18 protein-coding genes are annotated in these 14755 nt (G+C 46.7%); 12 read left to right on the plus strand and 6 right to left on the minus strand.

Features of this window, described 5'->3' with window-relative positions:
* Positions 1–21 precede the first annotated feature (21 nt).
* Complete coding sequence (locus tag F458_RS0109885; protein ID WP_018983255.1) at positions 22–1146, minus strand: beta-ketoacyl-ACP synthase III; 1125 nt, start codon at positions 1144–1146, stop codon at positions 22–24.
* 417 nt (positions 1147–1563) lie between these two features.
* Here F458_RS0109885 and F458_RS0109895 point away from each other — a divergent pair, with 417 nt between their 5' ends.
* Positions 1564–2361, plus strand: coding sequence for a M48 family metallopeptidase (locus F458_RS0109895; protein ID WP_018983257.1), 798 nt, complete (start codon positions 1564–1566; stop codon positions 2359–2361).
* 57 nt (positions 2362–2418) lie between these two features.
* Here F458_RS0109895 and F458_RS0109900 read toward each other — a convergent pair whose 3' ends face one another.
* Positions 2419–3306, minus strand: a complete 888-nt coding sequence (locus tag F458_RS0109900; RefSeq protein ID WP_018983258.1) for a mechanosensitive ion channel family protein — start codon at positions 3304–3306, stop codon at positions 2419–2421.
* A gap of 718 nt (positions 3307–4024) precedes the next feature.
* Between F458_RS0109900 and F458_RS0109910 the strand changes: the two genes are divergently transcribed.
* From F458_RS0109910 to ruvX, 4 genes are all read left to right on the plus strand, one after another.
* On the plus strand, positions 4025–4753 hold the full coding sequence (locus tag F458_RS0109910) for a 16S rRNA (uracil(1498)-N(3))-methyltransferase (protein ID WP_018983260.1): 729 nt from the start codon (positions 4025–4027) through the stop codon (positions 4751–4753).
* Positions 4754–4840: 87 nt separating this feature from the next.
* Positions 4841–5818 (plus strand): glutathione synthase, encoded by a 978-nt coding sequence (gshB, locus tag F458_RS0109915; RefSeq protein WP_018983261.1) that lies wholly within the window; start codon positions 4841–4843, stop codon positions 5816–5818.
* Positions 5805–6371, plus strand: a complete 567-nt coding sequence (locus F458_RS0109920; RefSeq protein WP_018983262.1) for a YqgE/AlgH family protein — start codon at positions 5805–5807, stop codon at positions 6369–6371. Before gshB ends, F458_RS0109920 begins: the two co-directional genes overlap by 14 nt.
* Positions 6364–6795 carry a Holliday junction resolvase RuvX gene (ruvX, locus tag F458_RS0109925; protein WP_018983263.1) on the plus strand — a complete coding sequence of 144 codons (432 nt, stop codon included), beginning with the start codon at positions 6364–6366 and terminating at the stop codon, positions 6793–6795. Before F458_RS0109920 ends, ruvX begins: the two co-directional genes overlap by 8 nt.
* A gap of 49 nt (positions 6796–6844) precedes the next feature.
* Here the strand turns inward: ruvX and F458_RS0109930 are convergent, their stop codons facing one another.
* The 3 genes from F458_RS0109930 to F458_RS0109940 are packed head-to-tail and all read right to left on the minus strand — an operon-like array spanning position 6845 to position 9365.
* Complete coding sequence (locus F458_RS0109930; protein WP_018983264.1) at positions 6845–7210, minus strand: putative signal transducing protein; 366 nt, start codon at positions 7208–7210, stop codon at positions 6845–6847.
* A 2-nt stretch (positions 7211–7212) separates the two neighbouring features.
* The gene (locus F458_RS0109935; RefSeq protein ID WP_040610307.1) at positions 7213–8325 is read right to left on the minus strand and encodes a PilT/PilU family type 4a pilus ATPase; all 1113 of its coding nucleotides are present in this window, start codon (positions 8323–8325) and stop codon (positions 7213–7215) included.
* 14 nt (positions 8326–8339) lie between these two features.
* On the minus strand, positions 8340–9365 hold the full coding sequence (locus F458_RS0109940; protein ID WP_018983266.1) for a type IV pilus twitching motility protein PilT: 1026 nt from the start codon (positions 9363–9365) through the stop codon (positions 8340–8342).
* 29 nt (positions 9366–9394) lie between these two features.
* Between F458_RS0109940 and F458_RS0109945 the strand changes: the two genes are divergently transcribed.
* The 6 genes from F458_RS0109945 to F458_RS0109970 all read left to right on the plus strand — a co-directional run bounded on the left by F458_RS0109945 (position 9395) and on the right by F458_RS0109970 (position 12595).
* On the plus strand, positions 9395–10081 hold the full coding sequence (locus F458_RS0109945) for a YggS family pyridoxal phosphate-dependent enzyme (RefSeq protein ID WP_018983267.1): 687 nt from the start codon (positions 9395–9397) through the stop codon (positions 10079–10081).
* Positions 10082–10121: 40 nt separating this feature from the next.
* Positions 10122–10943: a pyrroline-5-carboxylate reductase gene (proC, locus tag F458_RS0109950; RefSeq protein ID WP_018983268.1), complete on the plus strand. Its 822-nt coding sequence runs from the start codon at positions 10122–10124 to the stop codon at positions 10941–10943.
* Between the two features lie 22 nt (positions 10944–10965).
* Positions 10966–11508, plus strand: a complete 543-nt coding sequence (locus F458_RS0109955) for a YggT family protein (RefSeq protein WP_018983269.1) — start codon at positions 10966–10968, stop codon at positions 11506–11508.
* Between the two features lie 43 nt (positions 11509–11551).
* Positions 11552–11989 carry a DUF4426 domain-containing protein gene (locus F458_RS0109960; RefSeq protein ID WP_018983270.1) on the plus strand — a complete coding sequence of 146 codons (438 nt, stop codon included), beginning with the start codon at positions 11552–11554 and terminating at the stop codon, positions 11987–11989.
* 78 nt (positions 11990–12067) lie between these two features.
* Entirely contained in the window at positions 12068–12241 is a 174-nt protein-coding gene (locus tag F458_RS20680; protein WP_018983271.1) for a hypothetical protein, read from the plus strand.
* Between the two features lie 102 nt (positions 12242–12343).
* Positions 12344–12595 carry a hypothetical protein gene (locus tag F458_RS0109970; RefSeq protein WP_018983272.1) on the plus strand — a complete coding sequence of 84 codons (252 nt, stop codon included), beginning with the start codon at positions 12344–12346 and terminating at the stop codon, positions 12593–12595.
* A 39-nt stretch (positions 12596–12634) separates the two neighbouring features.
* Here F458_RS0109970 and yaaA read toward each other — a convergent pair whose 3' ends face one another.
* Positions 12635–13411, minus strand: a complete 777-nt coding sequence (gene yaaA, locus F458_RS0109975; RefSeq protein WP_026294610.1) for a peroxide stress protein YaaA — start codon at positions 13409–13411, stop codon at positions 12635–12637.
* 314 nt (positions 13412–13725) lie between these two features.
* On the opposite strand from yaaA, the gene tal reads away from it, so the two are divergent.
* Entirely contained in the window at positions 13726–14691 is a 966-nt protein-coding gene (tal, locus tag F458_RS0109980; protein ID WP_018983274.1) for a transaldolase, read from the plus strand.
* Positions 14692–14755 lie beyond the last annotated feature (64 nt).

Consider the following 14755-nt stretch of genomic DNA (forward strand, 5'->3'; position numbering starts at 1 on the left):
TATTATTTTGTAAGGTGCTGCTTAACGCTTTTTCAGAACGAGACTACCAATTGAATATCCCGCGCCGAACGAGCAAAGCACACCGTGATCGCCGCTTTTAAGATCTTTATGATTCAAGCCGAAAGCTATCACCGAACCGGCCGAGGCTGTATTTGCATATTCATCAAGCACGATAGGGGCTTCTTCCCGGCTCGCTTCTCGCCCCAGCAACCGCTTGCAGATGAGTGTATTCATATTGATATTCGCCTGATGCAACCACCAGCGTCTGACATCTGCGGGCTTAAGTTCATGCCGGGACAAATGCTGCTCTATGTGGTCAGCAGCGAGCGGGCAGACTTCCTTGAATACTTTGCGACCAGCCTGATGAAACAGCTTATCAGGCCCGTATGGATCAACGTCATTGGCACGTGACATATAGCTGAAATTGGAACGGATATTACTGGAATATTTGGTGAGCGCCTTGGTGCTGAGAATTTCATAGACATGGTCAGCGGTGGCGGTTTCTGCTTTTTCCAGAACGGTAGCCGTTGCGACATCGCCGAAGATAAAATGACTGTCTCTGTCTGTGTAATTGACCTGGGGCGAAACCAGCTCAGGGTTAATAACCAATACACAAGCAGCGGTACCTGCGGCAATCATTTCGTAAGCTCTGTGCATCCCAAATGTGGCCGCCGAACAAGCAACCAGCATATCGAACCCAAAGCCTTCTATACCAAGTGCTTCCTGAACCTCGATGGCAATGGCGGGGTACGCCCGCTGTGTGTAAGCACAGGACACAATGACTACATCGACATCCGCAGCGGATTTATTTGCCTGCTCAAGCGCTTTTGTAGCAGCTTCAATGGCAATCTGAGCTTGATCGCTTAACTCATCTTCACCTCGTTCAGGGATAGTCGGGCGCATACGGTCAATATCCAGCGCCCCTTCTTTTTGATAAATGTAACGCTGTTTGATGCCCGATGCTTTTTCAATAAACTCTGAGCTTGACTGAGGCTTCGCGGTAACCTTATTTTGATCTATTTGTTCACGATGGGCGGCATTATATGACTCCGCCCATGCATTATAACTGCTTACCAGCTCATCGTTGGTAATTGTAAATTCCGGGTTCCATACCCCTACACCACTGATTACAATTTGCTCTGCCATGTTGCTCTCTTAATTTGTTGCCGGTTCAGCCATCAATGACGTTTTCTCATCGTCTAAATCATCATTATCTCGCCGGCGCTCTGAGGCCTCAGGAGCCATGGGCTTTAGCGATATGAAATAATTAAACATTGCTGAACTTAGTATGCGGTTAGCTTAGCGCGTTGTGACAAAAATGTCATGAAACAAAGCATCTCAAACATACACAATTTTTTTAGCAACGCATTGTTTTAGCGTAACCGAAGCCGTACAGCGGCGTACCCGATAGTCATCAAAGGTAAACTTAGCCGGAGGCGAACGCATATAACCTACATCAGCTTATCGTGATGTTTTCGAGAGTGTCTGGTATCTGTTTCACTCAGACAGTACACTCAGCAGATACGAACATATTGAAAAACTTAAAAATTAAAGGTAATTACTATGTCAGGTTGGATTAAAAAAACACTGGTGGTGGCGCTGTCTGCAATAGCTGTGGGCTGTGCAACCTCTCCCACCGGACGTAATCAGGTACTGTTATTTCCTTCAGATCAACTGGCCCAGATGGGACAGCAGGCGTTCACTGACATGAAACAAAAGCAGAATGTTTCCCGTCAGCCAGTGAAGAATGAATATGTAGAGTGTATCGCTGACGCTATTACACCTTACGTTCCTGAATCCGTGTATGACGGTAAATGGGAAGTTGTTGTATTTGATGAGGATCAGGTTAACGCTTTTGCCCTGCCCGGAGGAAAAATCGGCGTATACACCGGATTGATGAAAGTAGCGCAAACCCAGGACCAACTTGCTGCAGTTATTGGCCATGAAATTGGTCACGTTATTGCACAGCACGGTAATGAGCGGATGTCACAGGGGGCGCTTGTTAATATTGGCACGCAGGCGGTTGGGCAGATTCTGGCGGCCAATGAAGTTCCTCAGACGGGCCCGATTATGGCAGCTATTGGACTGGGCGTTCAGGTGGGGGTACAACTTCCCTATAGTCGCGCACATGAGTCGGAAGCGGATTTGATTGGTCTTCAACTAATGGCGCAAGCAGGGTTCAACCCGCGCGAGTCAGTAGATTTGTGGAGAAATATGGAGGCAGCCAGCGGCGGCCAGCGACCTCCAGAGATTATGTCAACGCATCCGGCACCGCAATCCCGGATACAAAGCTTACAGAAGAATATGCCAGAGGCTGTAAGTGTGTATGAGAAAACGAGTAATCGTCCGGACTGCCGGTAGTCAGTCACATCCTAAAAAAAAACACCGCCAGGAAGCGGTGTTTTTTATGCATGATGATTAAGCCTTAGAGGCACTTCCTGATGATGCCGCGTTGTTATTTTCCGCGTTATCCGCTTCTTTGAAAAAATGGACATCCATTTGTGGGTATGGAATTGAAATACCTTCCTCGTCAAACCGTAGTTTTACGTTTTCAGTAAATTCCCATTTAAAGACTAACAGATCAGCAGCATTCACCCATGGACGTACTGTGAAATTGACACTGCTGTCTCCCAACTCCATGACGCCCACAGCGGGAGCTGGATCTTCAAGCACGCGTTCGTCAGCTTCAAGCATTTCTTCTAAAATGCGTTTGGCTTTACGTAAATCGTCATCGTAACCGATGCCGAAGACCATATCGGCCCGGCGCGTTTCTTTGGCTGAGTAGTTAGTAATGTTGTCATCATAGATATTCGCGTTCGGTATCGTGATCTCTTTGTTATCCAACGAGGTCATTGTGGTATGAAAAATACCAATTTTCTGCACGATCCCGGTAGTCCCGGCAGCTTCAACAAAGTTACCGGCTTTAAAGGGCTTAAATACCAATAACATAACCCCCGCAGCGAAATTCTTTAACGAATCCTGCAGCGAAAGTCCTATCGCCAGACCTGCTGCACCCACTATCGCTACCAGCGACGTGGTATCGACCCCCAACTCATTCAGGGACGCCACTATCACAAACAGCATCAATATTGCGCCCATGATGGACTCAATGAAATTGATTAACATTTCATCATATTTAGAGCGGGCCATAACCCGACGAAACATTGACAGTACCACGCTGACAATCAGCCGGCCCACGATATAAATAATAATGGCCATAGCGATATTGATCGCCCAGGGAATAGCGTATTCATTCAGATACATCTCAATATCGTCTGAAGTGAACAGGTTTATTTTGTCTTCCATACGGATAGTCCTAATAATTGCAGTGGAGGTGTTATGAGTAAGCTACCAAGCTTTGATAAAGTCTGGCAATCACTTATGTTGATGATTAAGTAAGATTTATACGCAGGTATGGATTCATGCTTCGACATAAATCACTTTTTTGCGCAACATTTTGCTCCAGTAACCTGGTTTAAACGTATACACGCCAAATGTTCTGAGCACAGTTTGCAAGCTGCTGTTTTAAAAAAAGAACGTAAAATAAAGAGGGCTCCACCAGGGTATTCGCTGGTACACAGGAATTAAATTTCCTATAATTAGGTTTCTTTGCTACTAAAGCCAAAGGATTCGCTGTCATATTAGCAAAGAGTATCCAGGCTGGCTTCGAAGTGGAATTCGAACAGATTCAGTTTGGAAAGCTTCGTTAACCAACGAAAAGAAAGGATTATGTCAATGTTATTTCTTACAGTGCTTTTTGCCATTGTATCTTTATTGCTTTTATATGCTTTGTCGTCTGACAAAGGTGAAAATACCGTACACGCGAGACGCCATGCTGCGCAGTCAAACGCCTCCAATGTTACCACCCTGCCGAAAAAGCCAATATCTAAGCCTGTTTCCGTCAACTAACCACGAGTCTGGTTGAATATCATTGTTATAGATACGGTACGGGCCCGGTAAGCGTTGCTTATTCCGGGCCTTACTCGTTATTATTAACCTTATTTTTAAATAAATAACGAGTACTATGCGAATTCCACGCTTTTACCATCCCGATAGCATTACGCTGGATGAGGAGTTTCCACTTCATCCTGACGCGGCGCACCATGCCAGCACTGTATTACGAATTAAAGCTAACCAGCCGGTAGTGCTGTTTAATGGCGACGGCAACGAATACAGCGGTCAGATTATCAGTGTTGCCAGAAAAGAAGTAATGGTGGAAATGGATGCCTGTTTATCAGTTTCTACCGAATCATCCTTACCCTTGCATCTTGCTCAGGGCATTTCCAAAGGTGATCGGATGGATACCGTGTTACAAAAAAGTGTAGAACTGGGGGTCACCGACATCACCCCACTGCTAACCGCACGTTGCACGGTTAAGCTTGACCCCAAACGGTGGGAGAAGAAATATGCACAATGGCATAAGATTGTTATAGGTGCCTGCGAGCAGAGCGGTCGTAACACGCTGCCTACCCTGCATCCGGTCCAAACGTTAAGTCAGTTTTTATCCGCCTCAACCGACCAACATCGTCTGGTGCTGTCACCTACCGCCCACGGCGGCTTTAGCAAAACACCGTATGTTACCAAAGGGTATCGGTTGCTGATTGGCCCCGAGGGCGGCCTGAGTGAGCAAGAGGTTCATCAGGCGCAGGAATGTGGCTACCAGGCGGTCAGTATGGGGCCGCGAATATTGCGCACCGAAACCGCTGCCATCGCCAGTGTGAGTTTGCTTCAGGGCATCCACGGCGACATCTGAGTCAGGCTTTAAACGCGGCGATTGCCTTGAAAAATAACTGGCGGTCGCCATATCTGCTTCATTCTGTTTCTTATTCGAGAGATTGCCATGAGCTACACTGTTGGTGTGGTAATGGATCCCATTGCCAATATCAAACCTCATAAAGACACCAGTTTTGCCATGATGCTGGAGGCTCAGCGTCGCGGCGCGAAGTTACTTTATCTGGAGTTAAATAGCCTGTATCTGGATAACGGCAGGCCAATGGCGATGGCCCAGCAAGTGAGTGTCAGAGATCAGGCCAGCGACTTTTACTCATTAGGTGAAGCCCGGATTATACCGCTGGGCGATATTGACGTACTGCTTATGCGTAAAGACCCGCCCTTTGACAGTGAGTTTTTGTATGCTACCCAAATTCTTTCCCTGGCCGAACGGGATGGAGCTCTGGTGGTTAATAATCCTCAGGCGCTGCGTGATTATAACGAAAAGCTATTTACTGCCTGGTTCGGCGATCTTATTCCCCCTACGCTGGTAAGCAGCGACAGTGCCCGAATCAAGGCGTTTCATGAAACCCATAAAGATATTATCTGCAAACCCTTAGACGGAATGGGCGGTACCTCCATTTTCAGAATCAAAGAGGATGGAAACAACCTCGGTGTTGTTATCGAGACGCTGACCGGTAAGGGGCAGCGGTATATGATGGCACAAAGATATTTGCCGGAAATCGAGCATGGCGACAAGCGTATCCTGATTGTTGATGGCGAAGTCGTCCCATACGCCCTGGCCCGCTTACCGGGCAAGGGGGAAACCCGAGGCAATCTGGCCGTAGGAGGCACAGGTCGCCCACAGCCATTAAGTGATAGCGACCGTGAGGTGGCAGAAAAAATCGCGCCGGTAGTGCGTGAACAGGGGCTGATTTTTGTTGGCCTGGATGTTATCGGTGACAAAGTTACTGAAATAAACGTTACCAGTCCGACGTGCGTAAGAGAAATAGAAGCCAGTTTCGATATCAATATTATGGCGATGCTGTTTGAAGCCATTGAGCGTCGTCTTAAGCAAAACAGAGAGTCACTAAATGACAGAGCTTAAGAGTTTACAGAATCATCTTCTCATCGCAATGCCGTCGCTGGATGATCCGCGTTTCGAGCGTTCGTTGGCTTATATTTGCGAACATAACGATGAAGGCGCGATGGGTATCATTATCAATCAGCCATCTACCATGACGTTAAAACAGTTGCTTGAGCAAACTGACAAAGAGCTTATCGTTGCCGAAAACAAGCGGGAACAAACAGTGATGTCCGGCGGTCCGGTCGATCAGGAACGCGGCTTTGTGCTGCATTCTGACCAGGGTCAATGGGGCTCAAGCATGACACTGGCTGATAATGTTGTGGTTACTACTTCCAAGGATATCCTGACCGCCATTGGTTCTGACGCCGGGCCGGATAAGTCCATTGTGGCACTCGGCTATGCTGGCTGGTCAGCCGGACAACTGGAGAAAGAACTTCAGGAGAATGCCTGGCTGACAATTGAGGCCGATACCGACATTCTGTTTAATACGCCTATCCACGAAAAGTGGCAGGCAGCCGTCAATAAACTCGGCGTTGACGTCTGGCAGTTAACCCCCGGCGTAGGTCATGCGTGAAACGGGCCAGCGCACGGTGTTGGCGTTTGACTTTGGAACAAAGAGTATTGGTGTGGCAGTAGGTCAGGAGATTACCGCTACGGCCTCACCGCTGCCTGCATTAAAAGCAAAAGATGGCATACCTGACTGGAAAGTTGTAGAACAGCTCTATTCCCAGTGGGAGCCTGATGTGGTAGTTGTTGGGTTGCCTTTGAATATGGACGGTACTGAGCAGGAGGTTACTCAGCGGGCGAAAAAATTTGCTAATCGCCTGCATGGCCGGTTCAAACGCCCGGTTGAAACTTGGGATGAGCGGTTATCTACCGCAGATGCCAAAGCAATGCTCTTTGAATTGGGTGGTTATAGAAAGCTGACGAAAGAAAAAGTAGATAGCGTATCAGCATGCGTGATCTTTACCAGTTGGGCAGAAAATCAGTACTTGTAATAGTTTCTGAAGGTCTTAACTCAAGTGGCAAGCAAAGATAAATAGCGCACTATCCTTGCTCACCGGCGGCTTTGGCCGCCCGGTAATGGCCGCATGGTTCAGGTTTTGGCGTCTGACATTGCCAGCATATGGCAAATGCCCCTTCATTTACTTCAAGACAACGTTCACATTGCCAGTCAGAATTCTCACAACAACATTGCCCGTTATTATTCAGGTTTTCCACTACCTTGGTGGCCTGATGAAACCAGCTTTCATCCACCAGCCATACTTCCTGTTGGATGTCCTGCCATGGCAGCTCACCCAGGGCGCCGCCAATATACTCGTTTTTCATAAGATACGGGATGCCAGCTTCTTCCAGTTCACTACGCAAAAGCTGTATTAGAAATTCATCATCGCTGCCAAAAAGCTTTTCCATGGTTAATCCATATCAATTGAAACTTCACTTAATGAACCCAGACTGCTACCACTATCCGAATCAAGCTTTATCATCAGGCGCAAATCGTTGGGTGAGTCAGCATGGTGCAGTGCCTGGTCCAGCTCAATGGTGCCGCTTTGATAAAGTTCATACAATGCCATATCAAAAGTCTGCATACCTGCTTCTTTGCTCTTTTTCATCGTTTCCTTAAGCTCACCAATACGACCGCTTTGAATCAGTTCCCGCACGAATGGTGTATTTAAGAGTATTTCTATAGCCGCCACCCGGCCACCGTTTTTATCAGGAACAAGTTGCTGTGCAACAATGGCTCGCAGGTTCAGACTCAAATCAAATAAGAGCTTGTCATGCAACTCCCGCGGTGCCAGGTGCATTATCCGCTCGATGGCCTGGTTTGCGTTATTGGCGTGCAGGGTCGCCACGCAAAGATGGCCGGTGTCAGCAAACGACATGGCGTATTCCATGGTTTCCATGGAGCGAATTTCCCCCAGCAAAATCACATCCGGAGCCTGACGCAATGAGCTCTTCAGTGCTTCGTCAAAAGAGTGTGTGTCAACCCCAACTTCCCGCTGGGTAATGACACAACTGCCATGTTGATGCACAAACTCAATGGGGTCTTCGATAGTCAGAATGTGGCCGCGCGAATGGTGATTGCGATGATCAATAAGTGCCGCCAGTGAGGTTGACTTACCCGTACCGGTGGCACCCACCATCAATACCAGACCGCGCTTGCTCATAATCACATCTTTTAATATGGACGGCAGACCCAGGTCATCCACTTTGGGAATATCTGTCACAATTCGACGCACCACCATCCCTACCGAATCCCGTTGCCAGAATGCACTGCAGCGAAAACGTCCGATGCCATCGATTCCTACTGCAAAGTTAGCTTCTTTGGTTTGCTCCAGCTCTTCGATATATCGTGCCTCCATCACGCTGTGCACCAAAGCTTTGGCATCGTCGGGCGACAATTTGCGGTCGTCCATGTGAGTAAGCTGACCGTTGATTTTAGCGCTGACCGGAAAGCCAGTGGTTATAAATATATCGGAAGCGCCCTGCTCGGTTGCCTGGCGTAAATAGTCAGTAAGCACGTACATTTTCCTTCTGCCGATTACTTATCGATTGCCTTGGCGCTGGCATCTTGTTGCGATACCAGCCCCTTGGCAACCAAGCGCTGTAAACATTGATCCATAGTTTGCATACCCTGAGCCTGACCGGTCTGAATCACCGAGTACATCTGCGGCACTTTATCTTCACGGATAAGATTTCGAATAGCTGGCACACCCAGCATTATCTCATGGGCCGCGATTCGTCCTCCGCCAGCCTTTTGTAATAGTGTCTGTGAGATAACCGCCCGTAAGGATTCTGATAGCATAGAGCGAATCATCGACTTCTCCTCGGCCGGGAATACATCAATGATCCGGTCAATGGTTTTCGGCGCAGAGTTGGTATGCAGGGTACCAAAAACTAAATGACCGGTTTCAGCAGCTGACATAGCCAGACGGATTGTTTCCAGATCCCGTAATTCACCAACCAGGATGACATCAGGATCCTCACGTAAAGCCGAACGTAGCGCATTGTTGAAACTGTGGGTGTCCCGGTGCACTTCCCGCTGGTTAATAAGACTCAGCTTATTGTCGTGAACAAATTCAATCGGGTCTTCGATAGTCAGGATATGATCACGCTTATAGCTATTGATATGATCTATCATAGCCGCCAGCGTGGTGCTTTTACCTGACCCTGTGGCACCGGTCACCAGTACCAGCCCGGTGGGCTGATCGATAATCTTTTTAAAAATTTCTGGTGCACCCAGCTCGTCCAGCGACAAAACCCGCGAAGGAATGGTACGCAGCACAGCGGCCGCACCACGATTCTGGATAAAGGCATTTACCCTGAAGCGTGACAAATCTTTCACTTCAAAAGAAAAATCAACTTCCAGATTTTCTTCGTATTCCTTGCGCTGGGCATCGTTCATAATCTCGTAAATCAAATCATGAACCTGTTTATGATCCAGTTCGGGGATATTAAGTCGGCGCATCTGACCATCAACACGGATTATAGGCGGCAACCCCGCTGACAGGTGCAGGTCTGATGCGTTATTCTTAACACTGAACGCTAAAAGTTCGGTAATATCCACGAGTACTTCTCCAAATCGTTAGGTGCACAATGCAAACAATAGCAGAACGACTGAAGGTGGCCCGCGAACGGATAGATCAGGCGACTGCTCGTGCTCATCGTCCTTCAAAATCTGTTCAATTACTAGCGGTGAGCAAGACAAAACCGGTATCTGATATCAGGCAAGCGTATGAAGCGGGACAACGTTTATTTGGCGAAAACTATGTTCAGGAAGGTGTAGAAAAAGTACAGGCTCTGGCCAGCCTGTCAGATATTCAGTGGCATATGATTGGGCCCATACAATCTAATAAGACCCGCCTGGTGGCTGAGCACTTTGACTGGGTGCAATCAGTAGATCGGATAAAGATTGCCCGACGCCTCAATGATCAGCGACCAGATGAAAAAGGTCAACTTAATGTCTGTATTCAGATGAACCTGGACGATGAGTCCTCTAAATCAGGTATTGCTGCTGATGAGCTGGAGGCCTTTATCGCTGAGATTGATGGCTTCGAAAAGCTACGTTTGCGGGGAATTATGGCCATCCCCAAAGCAGACGCTGACTCGCAACAACAGCAACAAACGTTACACCAACTGGCAGATTTATTCGGGCAATACCGTACAAAGCTGAGCAATTTTGATACCCTATCCGTAGGTATGAGTGGTGATTTAGAAGCCGCCGTAGCACATGGGTCGACCATGGTGCGTATCGGTACCGCTATTTTTGGTGCCCGAGGCTGATAAAGTATCACGCGTTTATTAATAACCTATAAGGATCCCCATGCAACAGAGAAAACTCGCTTTCATTGGCGCCGGTAATATGAGTCGTAGCATTATCAGTGGCCTGATTCATTCCGGTTATGACAAAGCACATATACTTGCCAGTAACCCGTTCACTGAGCAGTTAGAAGCGCTGGAAAAAGATTTCGGCATTCAGACCAGCCTTTCAAATGATGATGCGTGCGCGTTCGCTGATGCGATTGTTTTATCTGTAAAACCGCAGATAATGGAAGAAATGTGCAAAGAGCTGCGTGAAAACAATAATCTTGAAGGCAAATTGTTTATCTCCATTGCAGCTGGCCTTACCGTCGATCGCTTAAAGGAAATGCTTGGCGGTGACTATCCTATTGTCCGGGTCATGCCCAACACGCCTGCCCTTTTAGGTAAAGGGATGTCAGGTCTGTATGCTGAAGACAATATCAGCAATGAAGATCGCCAGTACGTCGAAGACGTCATGAATGGTGTCGGCGAAACCGTCTGGGCCGAATCAGAAGATGACATCAATGCTGTTATCGCTGCCGCTGGTTCAAGCCCCGCGTATTTTTTCCTGTTCCTGCAAGCGATGCAGGAAGAAGCGATGAATATGGGCTTCGACAAAGATGCCGCACGATTAATGGTTCAACAGTCAATGCTGGGCGCAGCCGAAATGGTCTGCAACAACCCGGACCTTGAACTCAGCGAGCTTCGTGCACAGGTCACATCAAAAGGTGGTACCACGGCAGCAGCAGTGAATACACTGATAGATGAAGGTTTGTCGGATACTGTCGCCAAGGCTATGCGTGCGGCCGTTAGTCGCGCTGAAGAAATGGCGAAAGAACTTTAATTTTTTGCAGGAATTGATATAGATGAGCGCATCGGTATTTCTTATCTCTACCATCTTTAATCTATACCTGATGGTGGTGATTTTACGATTGTGGCTACAGTTAGTGCATGCTGACTTTTACAACCCACTGAGCCAGTTTGTGGTTAAAGCCACGCATCCATTAGTGGGGCCGATGCGCCGCATTATCCCCTCCCTGGGCCGCTTTGATACCGCCACATTTGTATTGGCGGTAATTGTAGCCTTTGCCAAACTGGCAACCTTATCGTTTATGTTCGGTTCAGGCCTGAGCAACCCTTTGGCGGTTTTCCTGTTAGCTGTTATTGATGTAGTGAAAGAAACCTTTTCACTTATTTTTTGGGTGCTAATCCTGCGCGCAATTTTAAGCTGGGTGTCTCAGGGTGCCAGCCCCATCGAATATGTATTACATCAATTAACCGAGCCCTTTCTGGCCCCGATTAGAAAAATCATACCGCCCATCGGCGGCCTGGATTTATCGGTATTGGTGGCTATTGTGGCTCTGCAATTTATCCAGTTGCTCATTCAGGATACATTCGGCCTGTATTAAGTCAGCGTTGAATTTGGTGACAGCAAGATAGCGAGGAACAACGATGCGTGAACATTCAAATTTTATCAGAGTTGTAATTACTCTGACCTGTCTTTTCTTGGCGTTGAGTGCAAAAGCTGAACAAAAAGAGACGCTTGGTGATTGGGATGTTCACTATATCGTGGTAAATACTGCATTTCTAACGCCTGAGGTCGCTAAATCCTATGACATCGTGCGTAGTAAATATAACGCTCTGGTGAATTTGTCAGTGTTAAACAGTGAATCGCAGGAAGCCCAGAATGTGGCAGTCTCCGGTACAGTGACCGACTTATTAGGAAATGCGCGGCCCCTCACCTTTAAAAAAGTTGAAGAAGGCGCTGCGATTTATTATCTGGCTACCTTCAATTTTGATGATTTAGATACTTACCGCTTTAACATTCAGTTACAACGCGGAAACACTAGCCGTACCCTGAAATTCCAGCAAAAGCTTTTTGCAGATTAACTTCTCAACTTCAATACAGTTTCCCCAGCCTAATACGCTTGCTACGCTTTCTTCTGTATTAACAGAAGGCGTAGAAATATGATGGAAGTAACACATTTTCAAACATCTGAGATTTGCGGCGCTTCACATATTAAAGAACCAATGGTATCGGACAGAGATTTGCAGGAGTTTACGGTTTCAACATCCGTTGGGTTAGGGTCAGGTGGTTCGTGGTGGGCAATGGCTGCAACTGCCCTTGCATTTCGCACGTAATATAATTTTCAGTCGAGTGTGGCTGGCGGTCCCTCTGGACCGGCTAGTAATCATCTGACAACCTCGCAGTTTCGCAATATGCAGCAAGTCCGCTGATTGGTTATGAAATCACTTTCCCTTACACAACTGCAATTTTATAGTGAAGTAGTCTTTTCGCTATTTATCAGTGTGATTATGACACTTCACTGGTGGGGCGTATATATGCCCACCCCGGATGGCATAGTCAAAATACTGTTAGTGATAGGAACCGTGATGGTGCCGCTGGGCTATTTGTATCGTATATACACGCTGGAAAAAAACTTGAGGCTGTACAAAGCACGGGTTAAACCATTGCCAGATATCTTACCGAAGTAAACGTGTGCATAGTGGGATAGCGCCACTATGCACATGCTTTTATTTCTGCTCTTCTCTCAAAAACACGAGGTCAGTATCAGAACTTTGAGCGTCACTGTAATAATAACCTTGGGCGTTAAAATCCTTTAGACCAGCAACATCGTCAATCTGGTTTTCTATAATGTAGCGCGCCATCAGTCCGCGCGCTTTTTTAGCATAAAAACTAATTACCTTGTACGTACCATTTTTTTTGTCTTTAAATTGCGGAGTGATAATCATCCCATCAAGAGATTTTTTCTTTACAGATTTAAAGTACTCATTGGAGGCCAGGTTAATCAATACATTGTCACCCTGATCCGAAAGCGCCTGATTCAGATTCTGAGTAATGGCTTCGCCCCAGAAGGTATACAAATCGGAACCTTCGCTATTACTAAGTTTTGTGCCCATTTCTAAACGATAAGGTTGCATTAAATCGAGCGGCCGCAGTACACCATACAAACCGGATAGGATACGCAGATGCTGCTGGGCAAAATCCATATCTTTGGCTGATAACGAATACGCATCAAGTCCACTGTAAACGTCACCATTAAATGCATAAATTGATTGTCTGGCATTGTCTTCGGTAAAAGGCGTGGAAAACTCTGCAAACCGATTTGCATTAAGCGTAGCCAGCTTGTCGCTGATACGCATTAATGACGCTAAATCAGCCGGCGAGAGCTCCCGGCAACGCTCAACAAGTACCTCGGCGCGGTCCAGCAGGGCCGGCTGACTGGAGGTCGAATTCGGCAACTGAGACTCATAATCCAGATTTTTTGCTGGCGACAGGACAATTAACATAAAACACTTCCCAAAATTTATAATGTGTATCAGTTTAATTTTTTCAGTAAGCTTGTGAAAACTGAAAAAATTTATCACAGTAATCAATTAATTGGTTGAATACGTCAAGTATACCCCAATTTGTTTAAAATCCGATGAGTAATCATTTTAGGTGTATGACAGATCTGCTATCAAAAAATTAGCGATCTGGTTTGAGTTTACAACCATAGTAATTCTACGTAACACTCGCCCGGTGGGTGAACTCAGACGTTATCCGGCGGCCGGCCGATTGCCGCCATATGTTTGTTAAATATTCTATTAATTCAGAGAGAACTATGAGCAATCAGCTAGAAGCACTGCGCGAAATGACGACAGTTGTTGCCGATACCGGTGACATTGAAGCCATAAAGAAGTATCAACCTGTAGACGCTACCACCAACCCTTCATTGCTGTTGAAAGCAGCGAGCATGCCCCATTATAAAGATATTATTGACGATGCGGTTGCCTGGGCAAGACTTCAGTCCAAAGATTCAGATCAGCAACTGATAGATGCAGCCGACATGCTTTCTGTTCTTGTGGGCAAAGAAATTTCTTCCTCTGTTCCGGGCCGCATTTCTACCGAAGTTGATGCCCGTTTATCTTTTGACACCGAAGCGACTATCGAAAAAGCCAAGCGCTTGGTCGAATTGTACAGCGACGAAGGCATCGATAAATCTCGCATTTTGATTAAAATTGCCTCTACCTGGGAAGGTATTCGTGCAGCCGAAGAATTAGAAAAAAATGGAATTCATTGTAACCTGACGTTGTTGTTTAATTTTGCACAAGCCCGGGCATGTGCTGAAGCTGGCGTATACCTGATATCCCCATTTGTCGGTCGTATTCTCGATTGGTACAAAGCCAACACTGATAAGAAAGAATACACCGCGCAGGAAGATCCGGGTGTACAGTCTGTTACTGAGATTTATAACTACTACAAAGAATATGGTTATGAGACGGTAGTAATGGGCGCAAGTTTTCGCAATATCGGCGAGATTCAGGCGCTGGCGGGTTGTGACCGCCTGACTATCAGCCCGGCATTATTGGAAGAACTGGCAAATGAAACTGCCGAGCTGCCGCGTCAGCTTACTGGTAAAGACAACAGCAAAACCCCGGGTGATAAGATTGGGGAGATCGAGTTCCGCTGGATGATGAATGAAGATGCTATGGCGACACAAAAACTGGCTGAAGGTATCAGGAATTTTGCAGCAGACCAGGTTAAGCTGGAAAATACGTTGAAAGAAAAGCTAGACGCTCAATCTTAATATAATACTACATATTGAAAAGCAAAGAGGTTACGCTGTACAAAGGTGTAACCTTTTTTTTGTT

The sequence above is a fragment of the Salinimonas chungwhensis DSM 16280 genome (assembly GCF_000378185.1).
In the GTDB taxonomy this organism is placed as follows: domain Bacteria; phylum Pseudomonadota; class Gammaproteobacteria; order Enterobacterales; family Alteromonadaceae; genus Alteromonas; species Alteromonas chungwhensis.

Excerpts from the sequence above, each read along its gene's own strand:
- ruvX (WP_018983263.1), top strand. The coding sequence starts at position 6,364 with ATGCGTGAAACGGGCCAGCGCACGGTGTTGGCGTTTGACTTTGGAACA.
- gshB (WP_018983261.1), top strand. The coding sequence starts at position 4,841 with ATGAGCTACACTGTTGGTGTGGTAATGGATCCCATTGCCAATATCAAA.
- F458_RS0109930 (WP_018983264.1), bottom strand. The coding sequence starts at position 7,210 with ATGGAAAAGCTTTTTGGCAGCGATGATGAATTTCTAATACAGCTTTTG.
- F458_RS0109920 (WP_018983262.1), top strand. The coding sequence starts at position 5,805 with ATGACAGAGCTTAAGAGTTTACAGAATCATCTTCTCATCGCAATGCCG.
- F458_RS0109960 (WP_018983270.1), top strand. The coding sequence starts at position 11,552 with ATGCGTGAACATTCAAATTTTATCAGAGTTGTAATTACTCTGACCTGT.
- F458_RS0109895 (WP_018983257.1), top strand. The coding sequence starts at position 1,564 with ATGTCAGGTTGGATTAAAAAAACACTGGTGGTGGCGCTGTCTGCAATA.
- F458_RS0109935 (WP_040610307.1), bottom strand. The coding sequence starts at position 8,325 with ATGTACGTGCTTACTGACTATTTACGCCAGGCAACCGAGCAGGGCGCT.
- F458_RS0109900 (WP_018983258.1), bottom strand. The coding sequence starts at position 3,306 with ATGGAAGACAAAATAAACCTGTTCACTTCAGACGATATTGAGATGTAT.
- F458_RS0109910 (WP_018983260.1), top strand. The coding sequence starts at position 4,025 with ATGCGAATTCCACGCTTTTACCATCCCGATAGCATTACGCTGGATGAG.
- proC (WP_018983268.1), top strand. The coding sequence starts at position 10,122 with ATGCAACAGAGAAAACTCGCTTTCATTGGCGCCGGTAATATGAGTCGT.
- F458_RS20680 (WP_018983271.1), top strand. The coding sequence starts at position 12,068 with ATGATGGAAGTAACACATTTTCAAACATCTGAGATTTGCGGCGCTTCA.
- yaaA (WP_026294610.1), bottom strand. The coding sequence starts at position 13,411 with ATGTTAATTGTCCTGTCGCCAGCAAAAAATCTGGATTATGAGTCTCAG.
- F458_RS0109970 (WP_018983272.1), top strand. The coding sequence starts at position 12,344 with ATGAAATCACTTTCCCTTACACAACTGCAATTTTATAGTGAAGTAGTC.
- F458_RS0109955 (WP_018983269.1), top strand. The coding sequence starts at position 10,966 with ATGAGCGCATCGGTATTTCTTATCTCTACCATCTTTAATCTATACCTG.
- F458_RS0109885 (WP_018983255.1), bottom strand. The coding sequence starts at position 1,146 with ATGGCAGAGCAAATTGTAATCAGTGGTGTAGGGGTATGGAACCCGGAA.
- tal (WP_018983274.1), top strand. The coding sequence starts at position 13,726 with ATGAGCAATCAGCTAGAAGCACTGCGCGAAATGACGACAGTTGTTGCC.
- F458_RS0109945 (WP_018983267.1), top strand. The coding sequence starts at position 9,395 with ATGCAAACAATAGCAGAACGACTGAAGGTGGCCCGCGAACGGATAGAT.